We start from the raw sequence: 21,763 nt of genomic DNA, 5'->3' as shown, positions 1-21,763 counted from the left end.
CATAGTCGACGTGAACGCGGAGGTGGTGCGGCCGTCATGACGGACCAGGACACACACATACCGGAGGCGGCGGTGGCGCCCGAGGAGTTCCGGGCCGCGATGAGCCGCTTCCCCTCGGGCGTCGTGGTGGTCACCACCCGGTGCCCGGACGGCACCCCTCGCGGGTTCACCGCCAGCTCGTTCTGCTCGGTCTCGCTCCAGCCGCCGATGGTTCTGGTGTGCCTGGCGAACGCGGCCGACTCGGCGTCGACCTTCGCCCGCTGCGACCGTTTCGCGGTCAGCGTGCTCCGGCCCCGCCACCGCTTGCTCGCGGAGCGGTTCGCCACCAAGGGCGCCGACAAGTTCGCCTCGGGCGGGCTGCGCCCCGGCCCCGGCGGGCTGCCGGCGGTCGAGCGGGCCCTGTCCGTACTGGACTGCGCCGTACACGCACGACACCCGGCCGGGGACCATACGGTCCTGATCGGCCGGGTGACGGAGGTACGGCTGGGGGAGGGGGCCCCGATGGTCTACTACGACCGGTCCTTCCGGACGCTGGCCTGAGGGCCTGAGAACGGCTCAGCGTGTCTAACTCCTGACCTGGGCAAATACTCAGGGAGGTCCACCGTGCGGCGGCCCCGTCCCGACCTGGTGTCGATGGCGGGGGCCGTGTTGTGGTGTCGCGGTCTCCGGACTCTTGGCTGGGGCGCGTCAGGTACGGACTTGCACTCCTCGGCCCCAGAGCTCTTCCGCGTGCTCCGCGAAGCGCGACCACATGCCGCCGTCACCCTGTCGGCGCAAATGCAGCAGCGGGGAGTCATGGCCTACGAGCCGGGCAAGGTGTGGAGTCACCAAGGCATTGTGATCGAAGCGGAAGACGGACAGGGATACGTGGTTCACCGCGTCCTCTGCGGCGCTGAATCGAGTCTCCAGCCCTTCCAGGGGCTCAAGCCGCTCCAGGTGCTCCAGGCTGATCCTGATACGCGTGGACACGCTCAGCGTGACGTCCTCGATGGCCTCGCGGTTCCGGGTCACCTCGCCGTCCGGATCCCCCAGCAGGAATCGCACGCGGCACCCGCTCTCGACTTTGCGACGAAGGGTGTCGGCGAAATGAGGCACCTGGGTCCAGAGGAAATAGTTGGTGTAGCCAGCGAAGAAGAGTTCTTGTGTGGTCTCGTCGACAAGATCGGCCCACACTGTCGAGGGGCAGGCAGATCGGTAGGGGTAGCTGTGGACTAGCTCGCGGTCGTGGCCTGTCTTCACGCGTTCCTGAATGGTCTTCGGCCAGATCATCTCTTCATCCACTCCCAGCGCACGGCAGGCGTCCGTGCGGTTCCTCGCGTGTGGCCTCAGTTCGGCATCCGCCAGCCAGCGTTCCACCTGCTTCACACTCACACCGATCCGGGCCGCGAGTTGCCTGGGTTTCATATCGGCGTCGGCCATAGCTGATCGTAAGGCGGCATTCAAGACTTCCCCCGCGGACGTTTGGGCCTTCTTCGAGCCTAACGGCCGATTGTCTCAACTGTCGCTACCCACGGGGGAGATACGTCCACAAGAGCGGGCCACGATCCCTCCATGACGAGCCCGACGGTGGACACCGATGCCCGACAGTGGGAGTACACGACCTACGCCCCGGCCGGTGAGACGTGCCCGGCGTGCGGAAGGCTGATCAAGAGCCTTGAGAGCTGTCGTCGGGGGATGCTGGCTCGCCGGGAATCGTCTCCGGTCGTGGCCTACTGGCACACGGCTTGCGCTCCGAAGGGGGTGGAGCAGTGATCCCGATGGAGATCTACAGGAGCAGTAAGAAGGCCGCTGCTGACGCGCACGAGGTGCTGTGTCAGGCTCTGCTGGCGATCGGGATTCCGAAGCGGGATCTCGGCTGGCTGGCTCCGCGCGTAGCGCCGGATGGGCGTCCGATGGTGGCCTTGGGAACGTGGAACGCTGACGTGGTGCAGAAGGTCGCGGCGCATCTGATGGCGTCATCTGCGCACGTCCAGACGGCGCCGGACGGCCGTGTCGTGACCGACCACACTTGCGTGAGTCGCGAGGAATAGACCCCGGCTCGCTGAGGACGGCGAATCAAGGCTCAGCGGGTCGGCTGCCCCGTCTGTGCGTCTCCCCCCGGCGCGTGGGCGGGGCTCTCTGCTCTCTGGGCCTGTGGTGAGGTGATGGCGCGCTTTGGGCACGCCGCCGGCCGGAGAGGATTGCTTGAAAGACCCGCTCTTCCAGCGTTGGAAGGAACAGATCCAAGCGGTCGGCGGCTGCGCCAATCCGATCTACCTCTCCGGTTCCACGGTCACCGCCGATGCCGTCACGGGTGAGGTGATCTCCTCCTATACGACGGCCGGAGAGCCTGGCGAGCGGCTGGCCGTGCGTTGCCGCAACCGGCGTGCCTCGGTATGCGAGCCGTGCTCTCGCCTGCATGCTGGGGACACCTTCCAGCTCGTGCGTGCGGGCCTCTCCGGCGGCAAGGGTGTGCCCGATGCGGTACGGGAGCGTCCCCGGCTGTTCGTGACCCTGACCGCCCCGTCGTTCGGGCCGGTGCACCGCGTGGTGGACGGCGAACGGTGCCGTCCTTGCAGGGATGATCCGCGCTGCGAGCACGGGCGGCGGATGGGCTGCGGCCTGGTGCACACCGAGGATGACCCACTGGTCGGTCTGCCACTGTGCCCGGACTGCTACGACTACACGGGCCACGTGCTGTGGCACGCGCACGCCGGGCGACTGTGGGACCGGTTCACCACCGCCGTACGTCGCTACCTCGCCTCGGCCGGTGGGGTATCTCGCTCGAAGCTCCGTGACCACCTGGTCGTGTCGTTCGCCAAGGTCGCCGAGTTCCAGCGCCGGGCGGCGATCCACTTCCATGCCGTCGTGCGCCTGGACGGCCCGGATGGCCCCGCCTCGGCCGCTCCCGCCTGGGCGACGGAAGAACTGGCTGTTGGATGCGGTCGAGCAGGCTGCCGCCTTCAGCTTCGTCACCGTGCCCGCCTCCGACGCCTACGGCACCGAACGCATTCGCTGGGGCGGACAACTCGACGCTCACCCCATCCGGCCCTTCCCCGACGGTGACACCCCATCAGATGCGGCGGTCGCCGGGTATGTGGCCAAGTACGTCACCAAGGGCGCGGCCGAAACCGGCGCCGGACTCGACTACCGCGTCACCAGCCTGGAGACCATCCGCGCGGCCGTCGTCACCAGCCACGTACGCGCCCTCATGGGTACCTGCTGGCGCCTGGGCGGCCTCGCCGAACTGGAACACCTCCGGCTGCGCCCCTGGGTCCACAGCCTCGGCTACCGGGGCCACATCCTCACCAAATCCCTCCGCTACTCCACCACGTACGGTGCCCTGCGCGAGGAACGAGCCGACCACCGCAAGGGCGACACCAAACCCACGGACGGCCCGGACACGGTCACGGAATCGAACTGGCGCTACGCCGGATCCGGCTACACCCCCGGAGAGGCTGACTTCGCCCTCGGCATTGCCGAAGACCACGTACAGAGTCTCCGGCTGGCCAAAGAGGCATGGGAAGACGCGCGGCAATGGGAGGAGTGGCTGGGAGTCGGAAGCGAACGGGCCTCAACTCCACACACAAAAATGACCTGTCCAATGCGGCTCCTGAAGGCGTTAAGCGGGCAGGAAAGAAGGCGCAGCCAGAACGGATACGACATACCAGAAATAAGGATCCTGACCGAAAGGTCATTTGGCAGGTGACGGAGAAGCCGGGCTCGGAAGCGGTGCATCGCCGAATACTGGAAATTCTGTTCGCGCCCTGACAGAGCAATCGTCACGTATGATCGACTGGCCATATGGGTGACCCCGGCAGCGTTGGCGCGCTCCGGGGTCTGGCCAGTCTGGAGGGACTGACATGGGTAAGACTCTCACATCCTCAATCGATGTGGCGGCAGGGGCGACCACGCTTCGAGCTGTCGACTACCTGAGGGTTTCGACCGAAGATCAGGCCAAGGGCTACGGCGTCGCCTACACGTCCAAGAAGACCGCGCGCTACATCGAGCGCAAGGGCTGGCATCACGTCGGCACCTACACCGACGAGGGTGTGAGCGGCAGCCTGGAGGCTCACCAACGGGGCGACCTCAAGCGGCTCATGGAGGACGCTCACCGTGATCCTCGCCCCTTCGACATGGTGGTGGTGAACGAAGGTCGGGCTATTGGCCGTACAGGTCGGGCATTCTGGCGCTGGGTCTGGGATCTTGAAGAACTCGGGATCTTCGTGGCTGTCGTCAAGGACGACTACGACAATTCCACTGCTTCCGGGCGCTCGAAGATGCGAAAGGACGCTGATTACGCGGAGGAAGAGCGCGAGAATATCCGCAGCCGCACCCAAGGGGGAATCCAAGAGAAGGCGGAGGACGGCGGTTTTCCTGGTGGACAGGCTCGCTACGGATACCGGATTGCCAACAAAGGAAGGAAGGGCGAGCAAAGGCTCGTAATCGATGAATGCGATGGAGGGGAGTACTGCTCTCGAGTATCGCCCTGCACGACCCTTCACGAAGCTGTGGTCCTTCGTAGGGCTCGGACTTTCGCGGTCAAGTTCCGAGGGAACTGGCGAAAAGTGGCGCTGAGCCTCAACGCTGAGGGACTTCTCAACCGGTCAGGTAAATTCTGGAGCCATGCCAATATCAGGTCCCGACTGATGAACGAGGATCTACTGAACGGCCGGTTTATTTTCAGGAACCCCGAAAATGCCGAATTGGGGCCGGACGGTCGCCCCCTGTGGGGCGAGAGCGTCGTCATGGAGCTTGACCCCATGTTCACTCTGGAAGAGGTCGCCGAACTGCGCCGAGCGACCGCCAAGCCTGCTCGCGCCGCTGCGGGACCTGGACGCGTGTACTCGCTTTCAGGCCGGATCATCAGCCCCTGTGGCAAGTACTACGTCGGGGCCACTCGTGCTGACGCAACCACTCGTCACTACCGCTGCACGGGCAAGATCGAGGCATACCCCGGCGCGCCCACCTGCTCTTGCTCCCAGATCAACGCGGGCGGCGTGGAGAAGTGGGCATGGACGGAAGTCTGTGATCTCCTCGGCGACGCTGAGCGCCTGCGGACCATGGCTGAGGAGTGGGCGGGAACGACTGTCGGGCAGAACGTCGACCTGACGTCGAGGCTCGCCGAACTGGACCAGCACATCGCGGAGCAGAACGACACGATCGACGTCACGACCGTGGTGGTGACCAAGCGGGAACTGCGCAAGGGACGCTCCCCGAAGGAAGCCGAAGCGGCCGTGGAGCGGGCCGTCAAGCCCTTGCTGGAGGAACTGGCGCACCTGGAGAAGACCCGTGAAGAGGTTGCGGCTTGGCAGGCTGAAGTGGCCATGGGGGAGGAGCGCGCGAAGAATCTTCAGGCGCTCGCCGGGATGGCACACCACCGCCTTGAGGAACTGTCTGACGAACAGCGGCACGAGTTCATGGAACTGCTCAACATCCGCATCAAGGTGACCGGTCCTCCTCCGCCGATGCGCAAGGGGCTCGTCTGCTCGGTGGCGGAGTGGTTCCGGAAGAACGAACGCCTGGTCCCGGACGTCACAGACGCGGACTGGGAGCGGATCGCGGCAACGGTCCGCTTCCCGGGCGGAGGTCTCACTCCTCGCCAGAAGGGCGGACTCGCGCCACGCGTCGTGTTGGAAGCGTTCTTGGAGAAGGCGCGGACCGGTGCCCGCTGGCCTGAGCTGGACACGAAATACGGCTCTACGGGGCTACGCGGGCACTGGCGGCGCTGGACTGCATCGGGGCTCTGGGAAGAACTCATGGGCGCCCTACAAGGTTGCGAGGGCGCCCCTCCCGTCGATGCTCACCCCTTGCCGCGCATGGAAATGAGCGGGGAGGTGAGGCCGGGTGTCATCCTCGCGAGCGCGGGGGGCGACCGGGAAGGCCACGCCCAGGAATCGGGCCCTTCGGCAGCGGCATGTTGCTCATCAGGTCGCCCATGGCGCGCAGCCGGTCGTTGGTCGCCGTCACCTGCGGGCCGGTGAGCACCCGGGGGAGCTTCAGCATCGTCGTGCGGAGCTTCTTCAGCTCCACCTGGCCCTCGCCGGTACCGACGATCAGATCGTGCACCGGCACGTCCGCGACGATCCGGTTCATCTTCTTCTTCTCGGCGGCCAGCAGGCTCTTGACCCGGTTCGGGTTGCCCTCGGCGACCAGCACGATGCCGGCCTTGCCGACCGCCCGGTGCACCACGTCCTGGCTGCGGTTCATCGCGACCGCGGGGGTGGTCGTCCAGCCCCGGCCGATGTTGTCGAGCACGGCCGCGGCGGCGCCCGGCTGGCCCTCCATCTGCCCGAAGGCGGCCCGCTCGGCCCGGCGCCCGAACACGATCGCGGTGCCGAGGAAGGCGAGCAGTACGCCCAGGATGCCGAGGTAGATCGGGTGACCGATCAGGAAGCCGATCGCGAGAAAGACACCGAGGATGAGGAGGAAGACGCCCGCGAGAACGAAGCCGATCTTCTTGTCGGCCCTGCGGGTCATCTTGTAGGTCAGGGCGATCTGCTTCAGACGCCCGGGGTTAGCGGCATCCGCCGCCCTGTCACTTCTCGCCATGGCACGAAGTCTACGTGGCCCCGGGAGCGCCGACGACGGCAGTGCCGGTCACGCGACGGTCAGGGGCGGGAGGTGCGCACCCGGTCCAGCACGCGCTGCGCCTCGACCCGGTCCTTGGCCCGGCGGCGGTCCTCCAGGACGGAGGTCCAGGCGTTGCGGCGGGCGGTGCGCTGGCCGCTGCTCATGAGCAGCGATTCGACGGCACGGAGTGCAGTGGTGAACGACGGGATGGCGGTGGCGCGTACCGGCGCGGCCTGCATGGTTGAGGTCCCCCCTCGTGAGCGGCTTCGGTGTACGTGGTGTGAGTCCAGCGTCACTGTTTGGTGTTACCAGGGCGTGACCGACCGGTCAAACGCCAGTGAAGCCTTGATTTGGCGTCCGCAAACGATGACGCGGCCCCGTCGGCGCCCCCATCTGCGGGGACGCGGCAGGGCCGCGTCAATCAGCCGTTACTGAACGGTAGTTGCTTGTGCGCGGATTCACACGCACACGGTGGCACCCGGTGCCGTCAGACCGCCTGGGAGGCGACGAACGCGCCGCGCTTCTCGACGGCCATCTGGTACAGGCGCCCGGCGCGGTAGGAGGAGCGCACCAGCGGGCCGGACATCACACCGGAGAAGCCGATCTGCTCGGCCTCCTCCTTCAGCTCCACGAACTCCTGCGGCTTGACCCAGCGCTCCACGGGGTGGTGGCGCACGGAGGGGCGCAGGTACTGGGTGATGGTGATCAGCTCGCAGCCGGCCTCGTGCAGCTGCCGGAGCGCCTCGCTGATCTCCTCGCGGGTCTCGCCCATGCCGAGGATCAGGTTGGACTTGGTCACCAGGCCGAAGTCGCGGGCCTCGGTGAGGACCTTCAGCGAGCGCTCGTAGCGGAAGCCGGGGCGGATGCGCTTGAAGATCCGCGGCACCGTCTCGACGTTGTGCGCGAAGACCTCGGGGCGGGACTCGAAGACCTCCCGCAGCAGCTCCGGGACGGCGTTGAAGTCGGGGGCCAGCAGCTCGACCTTGGTGCGGCCGGCCTCGCGGTCCGCGGTCTGCTGGTGGATCTGGCGGACCGTCTCCGCGTACAGCCAGGCGCCGCCGTCCTCCAGGTCGTCGCGGGCGACGCCGGTGATGGTGGCGTAGTTCAGGTCCATGGTGACCACGGACTCGCCGACGCGGCGCGGCTCGTCGCGGTCGAGCGCCTCGGGCTTGCCGGTGTCGATCTGGCAGAAGTCACAGCGCCGGGTGCACTGGTCGCCGCCGATGAGGAAGGTCGCCTCGCGGTCCTCCCAGCACTCGTAGATGTTGGGACAGCCGGCTTCCTGGCAGACCGTGTGCAGGCCCTCGCTCTTCACGAGCTTCTGCATCGCGGTGTACTCGGGACCCATTTTCGCCCGGGTCTTGATCCACTCGGGCTTGCGCTCGATGGGGGTCTGGCTGTTGCGGACCTCCAGGCGCAGCATCTTGCGTCCGTCCGGAGTGACTGCGGACACATCGGCTCCCTGTGACTTCGATTCTTCGGCGTACACCAGGGTACGCCCGTGCTTGTACAGCCCTGCTGTTGAGGCCAACCCGTGGACCGCAGGGCTGATTCCCGGTGTCAGGCGGTCGCCTTCTCGATCTCGCGGGGCCTGAGGTCCGCGTTCTCCAGGACGTCCTTCAGGTGGCGTTCGACGACCGGCAGGACATCGGCGATGGTGATGTCGCGGCCGAGTTCGTCGGCGAGGGAGGCGACGCCCGCGTCGCGGATGCCGCACGGGATGATGCGGTCGAACCACTTGTTGTCGGGGTTCACGTTCAGGGCGAAGCCGTGCATCGTGACGCCCTTGGCGACCCGGATGCCGATCGCGGCGATCTTGCGGTCCTCGCGGCGCTGGCCCGCGTTGGACGGCGCGTACTCGGGGCCGTTCAGGCGCGGGTCGAACTCCTCGTCGTGCAGACGCGGGTCGAAGTCGAGGGAGAGGCCGCCGATCGCCGGGCGCTGCTCGACCGGGTCGCCGAGCACCCAGACACCGCTACGGCCCTCGACCCGGGAGGTCTCCAGGCCGAACTCCGCGCAGGTGCGGATCAGGGCCTCCTCCAGGCGCCGCACATGGGCCACGACGTCCACCGGGCGCGGCAGCTTCTGGATCGGGTAGCCCACCAGCTGGCCCGGACCGTGCCAGGTGATCTTGCCGCCGCGGTCCACGTCGATGACCGGGGTGCCGTCCAGCGGCCGCTCGTTGTCCTGGGTGCGCCGCCCGGCCGTGTAGACCGGCGGGTGTTCGAGCAGCAGCACGGTGTCGGGCACCTCGTCGGCGAACCGCGCCGCGTGCACCCGGCGCTGCTCGTCCCAGGCCACCTGGTAGTCGACGGCTTCCGCGCCGAACCCCATACGGACGAACCGCAACTCACTCACGGCAAGCGCCTCCCTGGACGTCGTAAGGCACGAACGGTGCCCACGCCACTGTACGACTGCCGGTCGAGCGTCAGTCTCGCGGCCAATCCTCACACGATCGGATGAACGGGTGGCGAAGTGTGCGATCGGGTGCTCACTCTCCGCTACATTCGCGCCGTTCACAGAGGCCATAAGGGCTGCTCACAGGCAATCCGGGCATGTCAGAGCCCGGAAGGCAGGAGACCGCACCGCAGATGACGGAACGACCCGCGCAGCGCACCCCCAACCGCCAGCTCGCCGCGCTCATCGCAGAAGCGGGGTTCTCCAACGCGGGACTCGCCCGTCGCGTGGACCAGCTCGGACTCGAACACGGGCTGGACCTCAGATACGACAAGACATCGGTGACCCGGTGGCTGCGCGGCCAGCAGCCGCGCGGCACCACGCCCGCCCTGATCGCCGAGGTCTTCACCCGCCGCCTCGGCCGCCGCCTCACCGCCCAGGACCTCGGCCTGGACGCCTGCGCCCCCGTCTACGCGGGCCTGGAGTTCGCCGCCACCCCCGAGGAGGCCGTCGACATCGTCAGCGGCCTGTGGCGCAAGGACTCCGGCAGCCACGCCGAACTCCGCAAGATCGCCTTCACCCCGGCCGGGCTCGTGGTGCCCAGCCGGGACTGGCTGATCGGCCGCGCCGACGACAAGGTCGCGCACGAACAGACCGCCCGCGTCCCCGCCCAGGGCCGCCCCGCCATGCCCCGCCAGCGCGGCCAGGGCGAACGCCCTCCCGGCCAGAAGGTCACCACCGGCGACATCAACGCCCTGCGCTCGGTCGGCGAACTGTTCCGCACCCTGGACAACATGTACGGCGGCGGCCACGCCCGCCAGGCCCTCGTGCGCTACCTGGAGCACGAGTGCGAGCCGATGCTGCGCGGCACCTACGGTGAGCAGACCGGCCGCCGCCTGTTCGCCGCCGCGGCCGACCTGACCCGGCTCGCGGGCTGGACCTCGTACGACATCGCCGCGCACGGGCTGGCGCAGCGGTACTACGTCCAGTCGCTGCGGCTCGCCCAGGCCGCCGGGGACCGGGCCTACGGCAGCTATGTGCTGGTCACCATGAGCCGCCAGGCCGTCTACCTCGGGCACGGCCGGGAGGCGGTGCAGCTCGCCCGGGTCGCGCAGCAGGGCGTGGGCACCAACGCGTCGCCCACCGTCCAGGCGCTCCTGCACGCCGCCGAGGCGCGCGGGCACGGGGTGCTGGGGGAGGTACGGGCCTGTACGGCGTCGCTGGTACGGGCCGAGCGGGCGCTGGAGGCGGCGCGGCCCGGCGACGAGGTGCCGCACTGGGCGCGGTTCTTCGACGAGGCGCAGCTCGCCGACGAGTTCGGCCACTGCCACCGCGATCTGCAGCAGTTCCGGGCGGCAGCCCAGCATGCCGAGCGCTCCCTGCAACTGCGGGCGCCCGCCTTCGCCCGCAGCCGCCTGTTCTGCCGGGTCGTCCTCGCCTCCGCCCGCCTGGGCCTCGGCGAGCTCGACCAGGCGTGCGCGTTGGCCGTGGAGGCGGCCGGACAGGCGGCGGAGATGCGGTCGGTACGGGCGGTGGAGTACATCAAGGACTTCGAGCGCCGCCTGGAGCCGTACAAGGACGCCGCCCCCGTACGCGGCTACCGCGACAAGGTGGCGGCGCTGGCGTGAGCGAGGGTCCGGCACCGGCCGCCGCGCGGTGCCGGACGGGGAGCCCGGGGCCGCCGTGCCACAGCGCACAGCCGCACCGGACTGCGAGGCGTCTCGCCGCACTGGTCGGCGGCGTCGCGGGAGCCGTCCCGTCCCCTCGCTGACAGCGGTACGGGCGGTCCCGGTGGTGCCGGGCGTGGGTCCGGAGGTGGGCGGGGCCGGGTGCCTGGGTGCCTGGCGGGTTACTGGGGGCGGTGGTGCCGGGTCGGGGCTGTTGTGCTCGCCGTCGGCGGTGGTGCGGCCGGGCGTCCCTGCGGTGCCGGATGGCCGCGGCCGGGTGCCCGGCACGCCGCCGGGGGCGGTCGTGCCGGGCCGACGGGTGTCACGCCGCCGTCGGCAGCGGGTCCGCGCGGTGCAGGGAACCGGCCGCGCCCAGGTCCGCCAGGAGTGAGGCGGTGGCGCGGTCGGCGGAGCGCAGGGCGGCCTGGACCGTGCTGCCGGCGTCCCGGTGGTCGCCGCACACGTACAGGCCCGCCAGCAGCCGTACCGGACGGCTGGGGTCGTACGGCGGGCGGGTGGCCGGGACCGCGTCCGGGGTGTGGTGCACGGCCAGGGTCTCCCAGTTCGCCGTGGACGTGCCGTAGAGGCGGGCGAGGTGGGTGCGTACGGCCGTGTCCAGGTCGGGCGGGGGAGTGCCCAGCACCGTCGACGAGATCAGCGCCCGGCCCGCAGGGGCGCGGGTCGGGTCCACGGCGCTGACGACCGCCGTGTGCGCGACAGGCCCGCCCCGGTCGGCGTCCAGCACGAGCGCCCCGCCGGTGGCGGGCGGCCGGTCCGTGGTGTGGTGGACGACCGTCACCGGGTGGGTGTCCGGCACCCGCAGCCCCGGCAGCAGCCCGGCCGCCGTGCCCGCGCCGGTGGCCAGCAGGATCGCCCGGCACCGCAACACCCCGTGCTCCGCCGTGGTCACCGAGGTCGTGGAGACCGAGGTGACCCGCACCCCGGTGCGCACGGTCCCGGGCGGCAGTGACCGCGCGAGCAGCTGCGGCAGCGCCTCCGCGCCGCCCTCCGGGACGCACAGGCGGCCGCTCGCGAAGGAGTGCAGGGCGAGGTCCGCCGAGCGGCTGGACCCGGTCAGCTCCGGATCGCACAGCAGCGCCGCCAGCAGCGGACGCAGGAAGCTCTCCACCGCGCGGCCGGGCAGACCGCGCTCGGTCAGCGCCTGCCCGGCCGGTGACTCGGCGCGGGTCAGCAGCCGTTCGACCGGCGTGCCCGCGATCCGGGCGAGCGCGGCGGCCAGGCGGGCCTGGTCGACCGCGGTCCCCAGCGGCGTGCGGGGCGCCGAGGCCGGACGGGGGGCGCTCGCCAGGGCGCGCACCGCGTGCAGTGCGCCCCTCGCGCCACCCTGGAGCGCCGGAGCGCCCACCCGGTGGCGGTGTCCGTCGCTGTGCAGCAGGACTCCGGGTGCGAACGAGCACAGGGCGAGCGCGTCGAGACCCGGAGTCATGCGCAGTTCGGGATACGACGTGGACATCAACTGCCCTATGCGGTCGAGCCGGAAGCCGTCGACCTTCTCGGTCGACATACGGCCGCCCACCTCATGGGCGGCCTCCAGGACTGTGGTCGTCACTCCTGCGCTGGTCAGCCGATGTGCCGCGGCGAGGCCGGCGATCCCGGCTCCCACCACGACGACGTCCGCCTGGTACGCGGGCTCAAGCACGTGCCCCTCCTCGACGTTGCGCGGCCGGTGGAGACCTCATGCCCCCAACTGGCTCCCGGAATACCCGAGTTCGGGTCGAGGTTAGGTCTGCGACCGGTCAGCGGAAGTCGCGCATCGACCGGGCACGGTCGCACAACGGTCGCATACGGAAGGGAAGTTGATCGCACTCCGTCACAGCGCGGCACGTACGGCCTCGTCGATACCGGGGTACGTGAACCGGAACCCCGACTCCAGCAGTCGCTTCGGCACCACCCGCGCGCTGCCGAGCACATCCTCGGCCATCTCCCCGAGCACCGTGCGCAGCACCGCGGCGGGCACCGGGAACGGGGTCGGCCGCTTCAGCACCCTGCCCATCGCCGCGGTGATCTCACGGTTCGTCACCGGCTCCGGCGCGGTCACGTTGAACGGGCCCGACAGCTCCTCGGAGTCCAGCAGATGACGGATCGCGGCCACCTCGTCGTGCAGCGAGACGAACGACCAGTACTGCCCGCCGTCCCCCATCCGCCCGCCCAGGCCCGCCCTGAACAACGGGAACAGCCGCGCCCAGGCCCCACCGCTCCTCGCCACCACCAGACCCGAGCGCACCAGCACCGTCCGCACCCCGGCCCGCTCCGCCGGAGCCGCCGCCGCCTCCCAGCGCACGCACACCTCGGGCAGGAACCCCTCCCCGGGCGGCGCGCTCTCGTCGACGATCCGGTCGCCGGTCTCGCCGTAGTAGCCGATCGCACTGCCGTTGACGAACACCCGCGGCGGGCTGTCCATGGCCGCGATCGCCTCCGCGAGCGCCGCCGTGCCCAGCACCCGGCTGTCCCGGATCCGCGCCTTGTACGCCTCCGTCCAGCGCCGCGACCCCACCCCCGCGCCCGCCAGATTGACCACCGCGTCGCACCCGGCGAGATCACCCGCGTCGACGAACCGGGCCTGAGGGTCCCACCGGATCTCGTCCTCCGCCCGCGGCGTACGCCGCACCAGCCGCACCACCTCGACACCGTCCGACCGCAGCGACCGGCTCAGGGCACCGCCGATCAGCCCGGACGCGCCCGCCACGGCCACTCGTGAAATCCGCATGCTCCCCATCCTGTCCCCGCCGCCGAAAATGCCTGGTCGGAACCGCCCGTGTTCCCCATAAGGTGAGCCCTATGCCCGAGACCCAGCCGCCGCGCATACGCATAGCCCGCCCCGCCGACGAGGAGGCACTGGCCCGGCTCGACCGCGACACATGGTCGACGCTGCACGCCGTCACGCCCCGCCCGCAACCGCCGTACCGTCCCTTCTTCGACGAGCGGCACCTTCCCGAGGACTTCCTCGTCGCCGAGCTCGACGGATGCGTCGCCGGGTACATCCGCGTGGTCCCGCCCACCCCGCTCGCCTCGAACGCGCACGTGCGGCAGATCCAGGGCCTCGCCGTCGCGGAGTCGGCGCGCGGGCGCGGAGTGGGGCGCGCGCTGCTCCGGGCGGCCGTCGAGGAGTCCCGCCGGCGCGGCGCCCGCCGCCTCACCCTGCGCGTCCTCGGCCACAACACCCCGGCCCGCAAGCTGTACGAGTCCGAGGGTTTCGTAGTGGAGGGCGTGCTGCCCGAGGAGTTCTGCCTGGACGGCACCTACGTGGACGACGTCGTCATGGGGCGCCGTCTCTGACCTCCTGGTCCAGGGCGGCGGCCGCCCGCCGCCTGCGCACCGCGACCGCGAGCGCGGCGCCCGCCACGAGCAGGGAGATCAGGAAGAACACGGCCACGAGAAACCTCCCGGGGATCGGAGGCCTCCCATGATCGTGGAGCGCGCCGCCCTACGAGGTGATCAAGTCCCCCGTGTCCACCGGCTCCGTCGCCCGCGCCGCCCGCTCGGCGTCCTCGGCGACCTCCGCCGCGGTCAGCACGTAGCCGGTCTCGGCGTCGGAGGTGGAGCGGGCGAAGACCACACCGAACACCCGGCCGTCGGTGGTCAGCAGCGGGCCCCCGGAGTTGCCGGGGCGGACGGTGGAGCGGATCGAGTAGATCTCCCGGGTGACGTTCCTGTCGTTGTAGATGTTCTGGCCCGTCGCCCGCACCCGGCTCGCGACGGTGGCCGCCTGCAGGTTCAGGGCGCCGTCCTCGGGATAGCCCGCCACCACCGCGGAATCACCCCGGTCCGCGTCGTCGTCCCACTCCAGCACCGGCGCCTTCAGCTCCGGCACGTACAGCACCGCCACGTCCTTGTCGGGGTCGAACAGCACCACCCGGGAGGCGTACGACCGCCCGACGCCGCCCACCCGCACGCTCGGCTCGTCGATGCCGGCCACCACATGGGCGTTGGTCATCACATGCCGCGCCGCGTACACGAACCCGCTGCCCTCGCGGCCCTGGGTGCCCGCCACGCCCTCGATCTTGACCGTGCTCAGCTTGGCGGCGCTGGTCGCGGCGGCCGTCACGCTGTCCCCGGTGGGCTTGGCGACCTCGGCGGTGGACTCGTTCTCGAACGGGTTGAACACCTGCGGGAACCCCGCCTCGGTGAGCGCGGAGGTGGCCCGCGAGAACCAGGCGGGCGTGGTGTCCGGCATCGCGTCCTGCACGGTCCCCAGCAGCCGGGAGTCCCGGATCGCCGACGTCAGCAGCGGCGAGGAGGAGGCGGCCAGCACACTCGCCGCGACCCACGCCACGATCAGCACCGCCACCGAGTTGGCGACGGCGCCGCCCACCCCGTCGACCACCCTGAGCGGCCCCTGGTCCAGCTCCCGGCGCAGCCGCAGCGCCAGCCGCCCCGCCAGCTCGTGCCCCACCGCCGCCGGGACCAGCACCGTCAGCACGGCGGTCACCGTCGCCGCCGTGGTACCCGGCTCCACCAGCTCCATCAGCCACGGCAGCGCCCACACACCGACGGCCGCGCCGCCCACGAACCCGGCGAGCGCCACGCACCCCGCGACCAGACCGCGCCGGTAGCCGGAGGCCGCGTAGGCCAGGACAGCCAGTAACAGCAGGATGTCGAGCAGGTCCACCAAGCCGCCTTTCTCTCGATCCATCAGTACGCACGGAACGGGCTCAGTGATCAGTCACGCGCGAGCGTGTACCCCGGAAAACGTCGCAGACCATGACGATGGTTCCATCAGGTGTTCCTTCGGGTGTCAGCGCCCATATCGCGAAGGGTGCGGATCCGTCGGACAGTGGGTGCATGCGTGTCGAGCTGCCGGTCTGGCGAAGACCGCGGGGGGCGCGGAGCCGCCGTGCCCCCCGAATACCCCGCGCGGCCCTGGTCGCCCTGGGCTGCCTGCCGGGGCTCGCCGCCGTCACGGCGCTGGCCCTGTGCGCGAACGGCGTGGAGGACGCCGCCACGGCCGCCGCGAAGTCCCCGGCGGCCCGCTCTGCCGTCGCCCACACCGCGGCCCGGCCGACCGTCGTGCCGCGCTCCGCGTGGCTGGACCGGGACACCTGGCGCAGACAGCCCCCGCCGCGCTACGACGACAAGGTCGTCGCCGTCTTCGTCCACCACACCGACTCGCCCAACGCCTACGACTGCGCCGAGTCCCCCCGGATCATCCGCTACCTGTACAGCGGGCAGACCGGCTCACGGGACTGGGACGACATCGGCTACAACTTCCTCGTCGACCGCTGCGGCACCATCTACGAGGGCCGCGCGGGCGGCACCGACCGCCCCGTCACCGGCGCCCACACCCAGGGCTTCAACCACCGCACCGCCGGTATCGCCGCGATCGGCACCTTCACCGCCGGGGTCGAGGTGCCCAAGGCGATGACCGACTCCATCGCCGCGCTGGCCGCCTGGAAACTGGGCCTGTCGGACGTCGACCCGCGCGCGAAGGTACACCTGGTCTCCAGCAACAACGGCAGCCGCTACGCCCGCGGCACCACCGCCACCCTGCACGCCCTGGCGGGCCACCAGGAGGGCTACATGACGACCTGCCCGGGAGCGGCCCTGATGGCCCGGCTGCCGGAGATCCGGGAGCTGGCGGCCCGATTGCAGGGCCGCCGCTGAGAGAGCGTCTCAGTCGCGGACGCGGAACCGTTCCCAGAGCTTGGGGTAACGATCCGCCAGCGCCTGCTCGTTCTCGAAGTCCAGCGCCGTACCGGCCGGTTCCGCCGGGGCGGGTGCGATGCCGAGGTCGGGGGCGATCGTCCCCGTCAGCTGTTCGTACGCCTCGTCCGCCGCGTACCCCAGCTCCTCCCCGTCCCCGTCGAACTCCTCGTCGAAGTCGTCCAGCAGGTCCGCGAGCGAGTCCGGATCGTGCACCGCGCCCTCGTACACCTCCCGGCCCTGCCCGATCAGCCAGCACCGGAAGAAGTCGAAGGCGTCGTCGCTCGCGCCGCCCAGCAGGAGCCACGCGGCACCCCACAGATCCCAGGTGTACGCGCGGTTGTAGCGGGCCTCGAAGTGACGGGAGAAGTCCAGGACCATCTCGGGGTCCAGTTGCAGGAGCCGTTCGACCAGCAGGTCCGCCTGCTCCTCCGGGTCGCCCTCGGCGGTCTCGCGGGTGGCGTCCACCAGCTCCCAGAACTCCGTCTCGTCCATCACGGGTCCAGCATCGGCCCTGGACGGGTGGGGCGCACGTGGAGTGCGGCGGATTGTTATCGGTCCCGATGCGGCGAGTACAGGGCGTTCAGCCGCGCCGCGTCGGCCACGAACCGCGCCCGCAGGCTCTCCGGCGCCAGTACTTCCGCCTCCGGCCCCAGCGTGGTGAGCTGCGCGTGCGCGACGTCCTCCGACTCCACGGGCAGGGTGACGGTCACCCATCCGTCGGCGTCCGGCTCCGGGGCCGTCGCCAGCGCCTCCCGCGCCGCCTGCGGATCACCGGCGTACGGCAGCCTGCGCACACCGGCCGGGGAGAGCCGTACGACCACCTCGGCGTGCAGGATGGAGCGGGCGAACTGCTCGGCCCGCTCCTCCCAGAAGGCGGGCAGGTCGAACTCCTCCTCCCGCTCGAAGCGTTCCGCCCCGTCCGCCTCCACGGAGGTGAAGCGGTCGATGCGGTAGACCCGGTGGGTGCCGTGCCCGGCGACCCGGGCGCACAGGTACCAGACCCCGGCCTTGAGCACGAGCCCGTACGGCTCCAGCTCCCGCCGGACCTCGCCGTCCCCGCGCCGGTACACCGCCGCGATCCGCCGGTCGTCCCACACCGCCTGGGCGATCGTGGGCAGCAGCGCGGGCGTCTTCGGCTCCTTGAACCAGTCCGGCGCGTCCAGATGGAACCGCTGGGCGGCGCTGCGCGGGGCGTCCCGCAGGGACGGCAGCAGGGCGGCGGAGACCTTCAGCCGGGCGGCGGAGGCGGCGTCCTCCAGGCCCATCTCGCGCAGCGCGCCGGGCACCCCGCTGAGGAACAGCGCCTCGGCCTCGCTGCGCGCCAGCCCGGTCAGCCGGGTGCGGTAGCCGCCGATCAGCCGGTAGCCCCCGGCCCGCCCGCGGTCCGCGTAGACCGGCACCCCGGCCTCCGACAGCGCCTGCGCGTCCCGGGTCACCGTCCGCTCGGACACCTCCAGCTCCCGGGCCAGCTCGGCAGCCGTCATCGAGGGCCGGGACTGCAGCAGCAGAACCATCTTGATCAGTCGGGCGGCACGCACCCGACCATCATGCAACGAGGCCCCCGCCGCAGCGGGAGCCTCGTCGTCGCTCTGTCTTACAGGCCGTAGCGCTCGCGGGCTTCCTTCACCGCCGTCGCCTTGGCCTCGCCGCGCCGGGCGAGCTGGGCGAGGGCCGCGACCACGATGGACTCGGCGTCCACCCCGAAGTGGCGGCGGGCCGCGTCACGCGTGTCCGACAGACCGAAGCCGTCGGCGCCGAGCGAGGCCCAGTCCTGCTCGACCCACTGCGCGATCTGGTCGGGCACCTGGCGCATGTAGTCGGAGACCGCCAGCACCGGGCCCTCGGCGCCCTGGAGCGCCTGCCGGACGAACGGCACCCGCTCCTCGCCGCGCAGCAGCGCCGCGTCCGCCTCCAGCGCGTCGCGCCGCAGCTCGGTCCAGGACGTCGCCGACCACACGTCGGCCGCGACACCCCACTCCTCGGCGAGCAGCTTCTGCGCCTTCAGCGCCCAGTGGATGGCCGTACCGGAGCCCAGCAGCTGGATGCGCGGGGCGTTGGCCGGGACGGTCAGGCCCGCGGACTCCGCCGTGTTGAAGCGGTACAGGCCCTTGACGATGCCTTCGTCGATGCCGGGCACGGACGGCTTCGCGGGCTGCGGCAGCGGCTCGTTGTAGACCGTCAGGTAGTAGAAGACATCCTGGTCCTCGCCGGGCGCCGCCTCGCCGTACATCCGGCGCAGACCCTCCTTGACGATCGCCGCGACCTCGTAGGCGAAGGCCGGGTCGTACGTCAGGGCCGCCGGGTTGGTCGCCGCGATGACGGGGGAGTGGCCGTCGGCGTGCTGCAGGCCCTCACCGGTCAGCGTGGTGCGGCCCGCCGTGGCGCCGACCAGGAAGCCGCGGCCGAGCTGGTCGCCGAGCTGCCACATCTGGTCGGCCGTGCGCTGCCAGCCGAACATCGAGTAGAAGATGTAGAACGGGATCATCGTCTCGCCGTGCGTCGCGTACGACGTCGAAGCGGCGATGAAGTCGGCCATCGAACCGGCCTCGGTGATCCCCTCGTTGAGGATCTGGCCGTTCTTGGCCTCCTTGTAGTACATCAGCTGGTCGCGGTCGACCGGCTCGTACGTCTGGCCCTTGGGCGAGTAGATGCCGAGCGACGGGAACAGCGACTCCATGCCGAAGGTGCGCGCCTCGTCGGGGACGATCGGCACCCAGCGCTTGCCGGTCGCCTTGTCGCGGACCAGGTCCTTGATCAGGCGGACGAAGGCCATGGTGGTGGCCACGTTCTGGGTGCCGGAGCCCTTGTCGAAGGAGGCGAACGCCTTCTCCGCCGGGGCGGGCAGCGGCGCGACCGGGTGGACGCGGCGGGCCGGGGCCGGGCCGCCGAGGGCCGCGCGGCGCTCCTGGAGGTAGCGGACCTCGGGGGAGTTCGCGCCGGGGTGGCCGTAGGGGACCTGGCCGTCGGCGAAGTCGCTGTCCTTGATGGGCAGTTCCAGCAGGTCGCGCATCGCCTTGAACTCGTCCACCGAGAGCTTCTTCATCTGGTGGTTGGCGTTCTTCGAGGCGAAGCCCTCACCGAGGGTGTGGCCCTTGACCGTCTGGGCCAGGATCACGGTCGGCGCGCCCTTGTGCTCGACGGCGGCCTTGTACGCGGCGTACACCTTGCGGGACTCGTGGCCGCCGCGGGAGAGGTGGAAGCACTCAAGGATCTTGTCGTCGCTGAGCAGCTTCGCCATCTCCACCAGCGCCGGGTCCTTGCCGAAGAAGTCCTGGCGGATGTAGGCGGCGTCGCGGGTCTGGTACGTCTGCACCTGGGCGTCCGGTACCTCGCGCAGGCGGCGTACCAGCGCGCCCGTGGTGTCGAGCTGGAACAGCTCGTCCCAGGCGGAGCCCCACAGGGTCTTGACGACGTTCCAGCCGGCGCCGCGGAACTGGGCCTCCAGCTCCTGCACGATCTTGAAGTTGGCGCGGACCGGGCCGTCGAGGCGCTGCAGGTTGCAGTTGATGACGAACGTCAGGTTGTCCAGGCCCTCGCGGCTGGCCAGTGCGAGTGCGGCCGTCGACTCCGGCTCGTCCATCTCGCCGTCGCCGAGGAACGCCCACACGTGCGAGGCGGAGACGTCCTTGATGCCGCGGTTGGTCAGGTAGCGGTTGAAGCGGGCCTGGTAGATCGCCGACAGCGGGCCGAGGCCCATGGAGACGGTCGGGAACTCCCACAGCCAGGGCAGCCGGCGCGGGTGCGGGTACGAAGGCAGACCGTTGCCGCCCGCCTCCTGGCGGAAGTTGTCCAGGTGCTGCTCGGTGAGCCGGCCGTCGAGGAAGGCGCGGGCGTAGATGCCGGGGGAGGCGTGGCCCTGGATGTAGAGCTGGTCGCCCGAGCCGTCGGCCTCCTTGCCCTTGAAGAAGTGGTTGAAGCCGGTCTCGTACAGCCAGGCGGCGGAGGCGAAGGTGGCGATGTGGCCGCCGACGCCGTATTTGCTGCCGCGGGTCACCATGGCCGCCGCGTTCCAGCGGTTCCAGGCGGTGATCCTGGCCTCCATCTCCGGGTCACCGGGCACAGCGGGCTCGGCGGCGGTCGGGATGGTGTTGACGTAGTCCGTCTCCAGCAGCTTGGGCAGCGCGACACCGGCGCCCTCCGCGCGCTCCAGGGTGCGGCGCATCAGGTAAGCCGCACGGTGCGGGCCGGCCGCCTTGGCGACCGCGTCCAGGGAGGCCTGCCATTCGGCGGTCTCCTCGGGGTCCCGGTCGGGGAGCTGGTCGAGCTCGCTGGGCTGGATGGCGTTGGGGTCGGTCATGTCGCCGCCTTCCTCAGTCGAAGGGGGTTCCCTCATCGGTAAGGGTTCGGGGGTGCCCTTTGTCTTTGGCAGGACAGGGCGAGGGGCTTGGGTGGCAAGCCCGCCCGCGACTGTAACTCCCTGATCGATGATCGATCAAAGGGTTGAGGGAGAAAACCTCTTGATCACGAGAAAGTCGGCACGGGGTGCCTCCGGCGGTGGCACGGGGTGACCGCTCCGCCGGTGATTTGCGCAGGTGAGGCGGGGTGGGCGCGGATGAGCTCGGGGCGTTCGGAGGGGTGGCGGGTGCGGGGTGGTGGTGGGGGCTGGTCGCGCAGTTCCCCGCGCCCCTTTGAGGCTTGTGGTGCTTTGCGGCGCGGGGCGCAGGGGGCTGGCGGCGCGGATCAGCTCGGGGCGTTCGGAGGGGTGGCGGGTGCGGGGTGGTGGGGGCTGGTCGCGCAGTTCCCCGCGCCCCTTTAGGGCTCGTGGCGTGGGGCGCAGCCCAGGACGTGGGCCTTCACCAGTTCGGCGATCCGCGGGTCCCGGCGCTTGAACGCTGCGACCAACTCCTCGTGTTCCTCCGCGTACGACTGCTGGACCGTGCCCAGCCAGCGGATCGACAGGGCCGTGAAGACCTCGATGCCGAGCCCCTCCCAGGTGTGCAGGAGCACCGAGTTACCGGCCGCGCGCACCAGTTCGCGGTGGAAGCCGACCGTGTGCCGCACCTGCGCCGTACCGTCCGCGATGCGGTCCGCCTCGTACAGCGCCGCCACATGCGGCTCCAGCGCCGAGCAGTCCACCGCGAGCCGCTCCGCCGCCAGCTCCGCGGCGATGGCCTCCAGGCCGGCCCGGACGGGGTAGCTCTCCTCCAGGTCCGCGGCGGTCAGGTTCCGTACCCGTACGCCCTTGTTCGGCGCCGACTCGATCAGCCGCAGCGACTCCAACTCGCGCAGCGCCTCCCGGACCGGCGTCTGGCTGACCTCCAGCTCGGTCGCGATCCGCCGCTCCACGATCCGCTCACCCGGCTGCCAGCGCCCGCTGATGATCCCTTCCAGGATGTGCTCGCGGATCTGTTCGCGCAGCGAGTGGACGACGGGCGCGGTCATGAGGGCTCCTTAGGGCGCGCGTTTGACGTTTAGACAATAAGGCCGCGAGCCCGCCCCGCAGGGGCGCACAGGGGCGCTTTCGCGCAGGTGAGACGAGACTT

General features: G+C 70.6%; 18 protein-coding genes and 2 pseudogenes. 8 read left to right on the top strand and 12 right to left on the bottom strand.

Annotated features, from left to right (window positions below; translation table 11 throughout):
• The first annotated feature begins 36 nt into the window (after positions 1–36).
• Positions 37–540, top strand: a complete 504-nt coding sequence (locus ACZ7L7_RS18685; RefSeq protein WP_250752264.1) for a flavin reductase family protein — start codon at positions 37–39, stop codon at positions 538–540.
• A gap of 147 nt (positions 541–687) precedes the next feature.
• Here the strand turns inward: ACZ7L7_RS18685 and ACZ7L7_RS18680 are convergent, their stop codons facing one another.
• Positions 688–1,419 carry a helix-turn-helix domain-containing protein gene (locus tag ACZ7L7_RS18680; protein ID WP_261718167.1) on the bottom strand — a complete coding sequence of 244 codons (732 nt, stop codon included), beginning with the start codon at positions 1,417–1,419 and terminating at the stop codon, positions 688–690.
• Positions 1,420–1,757: 338 nt separating this feature from the next.
• Between ACZ7L7_RS18680 and ACZ7L7_RS18675 the strand changes: the two genes are divergently transcribed.
• The 4 genes and pseudogenes from ACZ7L7_RS18675 to ACZ7L7_RS18660 all read left to right on the top strand — a co-directional run.
• Entirely contained in the window at positions 1,758–2,030 is a 273-nt protein-coding gene (locus ACZ7L7_RS18675; RefSeq protein WP_261718166.1) for a hypothetical protein, read from the top strand.
• Between the two features lie 124 nt (positions 2,031–2,154).
• Positions 2,155–2,853 (top strand): annotated as a pseudogene (locus ACZ7L7_RS18670) (replication initiator); the annotation flags it as partial.
• A gap of 61 nt (positions 2,854–2,914) precedes the next feature.
• A complete protein-coding gene (locus ACZ7L7_RS18665; protein ID WP_354430062.1) occupies positions 2,915–3,688 on the top strand; it encodes a replication initiator in 774 nt (257 codons plus the stop codon).
• Positions 3,689–3,842: 154 nt separating this feature from the next.
• Positions 3,843–4,337 (top strand): annotated as a pseudogene (locus ACZ7L7_RS18660) (recombinase family protein); the annotation flags it as partial.
• Positions 4,338–5,829: 1,492 nt separating this feature from the next.
• On the opposite strand, the gene ACZ7L7_RS18655 reads toward ACZ7L7_RS18660, so the two are convergent.
• The 4 genes from ACZ7L7_RS18655 to lipB form a co-directional block, all read right to left on the bottom strand.
• Positions 5,830–6,531 (bottom strand): DUF4191 domain-containing protein, encoded by a 702-nt coding sequence (locus ACZ7L7_RS18655; RefSeq protein ID WP_261718165.1) that lies wholly within the window; start codon positions 6,529–6,531, stop codon positions 5,830–5,832.
• A 59-nt stretch (positions 6,532–6,590) separates the two neighbouring features.
• Entirely contained in the window at positions 6,591–6,791 is a 201-nt protein-coding gene (locus tag ACZ7L7_RS18650) for an SCO2195 family GlnR-regulated protein (protein ID WP_285516061.1), read from the bottom strand.
• A gap of 248 nt (positions 6,792–7,039) precedes the next feature.
• Positions 7,040–8,005 (bottom strand): lipoyl synthase, encoded by a 966-nt coding sequence (gene lipA, locus ACZ7L7_RS18645; RefSeq protein ID WP_285516062.1) that lies wholly within the window; start codon positions 8,003–8,005, stop codon positions 7,040–7,042.
• 107 nt (positions 8,006–8,112) lie between these two features.
• Positions 8,113–8,910 (bottom strand): lipoyl(octanoyl) transferase LipB, encoded by a 798-nt coding sequence (gene lipB / locus ACZ7L7_RS18640; protein ID WP_471431934.1) that lies wholly within the window; start codon positions 8,908–8,910, stop codon positions 8,113–8,115.
• A 233-nt stretch (positions 8,911–9,143) separates the two neighbouring features.
• Here lipB and ACZ7L7_RS18635 point away from each other — a divergent pair, with 233 nt between their 5' ends.
• Positions 9,144–10,577, top strand: coding sequence for a regulator (locus ACZ7L7_RS18635; protein WP_285516064.1), 1,434 nt, complete (start codon positions 9,144–9,146; stop codon positions 10,575–10,577).
• 361 nt (positions 10,578–10,938) lie between these two features.
• On the opposite strand, the gene ACZ7L7_RS18630 is transcribed toward ACZ7L7_RS18635, so the two are convergent.
• Together ACZ7L7_RS18630 and ACZ7L7_RS18625 are read right to left on the bottom strand one after the other, a co-directional pair.
• Complete coding sequence (locus ACZ7L7_RS18630; protein WP_471431932.1) at positions 10,939–12,276, bottom strand: NAD(P)/FAD-dependent oxidoreductase; 1,338 nt, start codon at positions 12,274–12,276, stop codon at positions 10,939–10,941.
• Between the two features lie 171 nt (positions 12,277–12,447).
• Positions 12,448–13,344, bottom strand: a complete 897-nt coding sequence (locus tag ACZ7L7_RS18625) for a TIGR01777 family oxidoreductase (RefSeq protein ID WP_453608259.1) — start codon at positions 13,342–13,344, stop codon at positions 12,448–12,450.
• Between the two features lie 71 nt (positions 13,345–13,415).
• Here ACZ7L7_RS18625 and ACZ7L7_RS18620 point away from each other — a divergent pair, with 71 nt between their 5' ends.
• Entirely contained in the window at positions 13,416–13,913 is a 498-nt protein-coding gene (locus ACZ7L7_RS18620) for a GNAT family N-acetyltransferase (protein ID WP_285516067.1), read from the top strand.
• Positions 13,914–14,061: 148 nt separating this feature from the next.
• On the opposite strand, the gene ACZ7L7_RS18615 is transcribed toward ACZ7L7_RS18620, so the two are convergent.
• Positions 14,062–15,246: a MarP family serine protease gene (locus ACZ7L7_RS18615; protein ID WP_472076671.1), complete on the bottom strand. Its 1,185-nt coding sequence runs from the start codon at positions 15,244–15,246 to the stop codon at positions 14,062–14,064.
• A 173-nt stretch (positions 15,247–15,419) separates the two neighbouring features.
• Between ACZ7L7_RS18615 and ACZ7L7_RS18610 the strand changes: the two genes are divergently transcribed.
• Positions 15,420–16,238: a peptidoglycan recognition protein family protein gene (locus ACZ7L7_RS18610; RefSeq protein ID WP_472076529.1), complete on the top strand. Its 819-nt coding sequence runs from the start codon at positions 15,420–15,422 to the stop codon at positions 16,236–16,238.
• 9 nt (positions 16,239–16,247) lie between these two features.
• Here the strand turns inward: ACZ7L7_RS18610 and ACZ7L7_RS18605 are convergent, their stop codons facing one another.
• The 4 genes from ACZ7L7_RS18605 to ACZ7L7_RS18590 form a co-directional block, all read right to left on the bottom strand.
• Positions 16,248–16,772, bottom strand: a complete 525-nt coding sequence (locus ACZ7L7_RS18605; protein WP_285516102.1) for a DUF4240 domain-containing protein — start codon at positions 16,770–16,772, stop codon at positions 16,248–16,250.
• 56 nt (positions 16,773–16,828) lie between these two features.
• Entirely contained in the window at positions 16,829–17,818 is a 990-nt protein-coding gene (locus ACZ7L7_RS18600) for a helix-turn-helix transcriptional regulator (protein ID WP_285516069.1), read from the bottom strand.
• A 56-nt stretch (positions 17,819–17,874) separates the two neighbouring features.
• Positions 17,875–20,577: a pyruvate dehydrogenase (acetyl-transferring), homodimeric type gene (aceE, locus tag ACZ7L7_RS18595; protein ID WP_453608268.1), complete on the bottom strand. Its 2,703-nt coding sequence runs from the start codon at positions 20,575–20,577 to the stop codon at positions 17,875–17,877.
• Positions 20,578–21,032: 455 nt separating this feature from the next.
• Positions 21,033–21,662, bottom strand: a complete 630-nt coding sequence (locus ACZ7L7_RS18590) for a GntR family transcriptional regulator (RefSeq protein WP_453608271.1) — start codon at positions 21,660–21,662, stop codon at positions 21,033–21,035.
• Between the last annotated feature and the right edge of the window lie 101 nt (positions 21,663–21,763).

The sequence above is a fragment of the Streptomyces sp. NPDC110618 genome, assembly GCF_055657065.1.
Note: the sequence above shows the minus strand (reverse complement) of the source record. Positions and strands in the feature narration are given on the sequence as shown.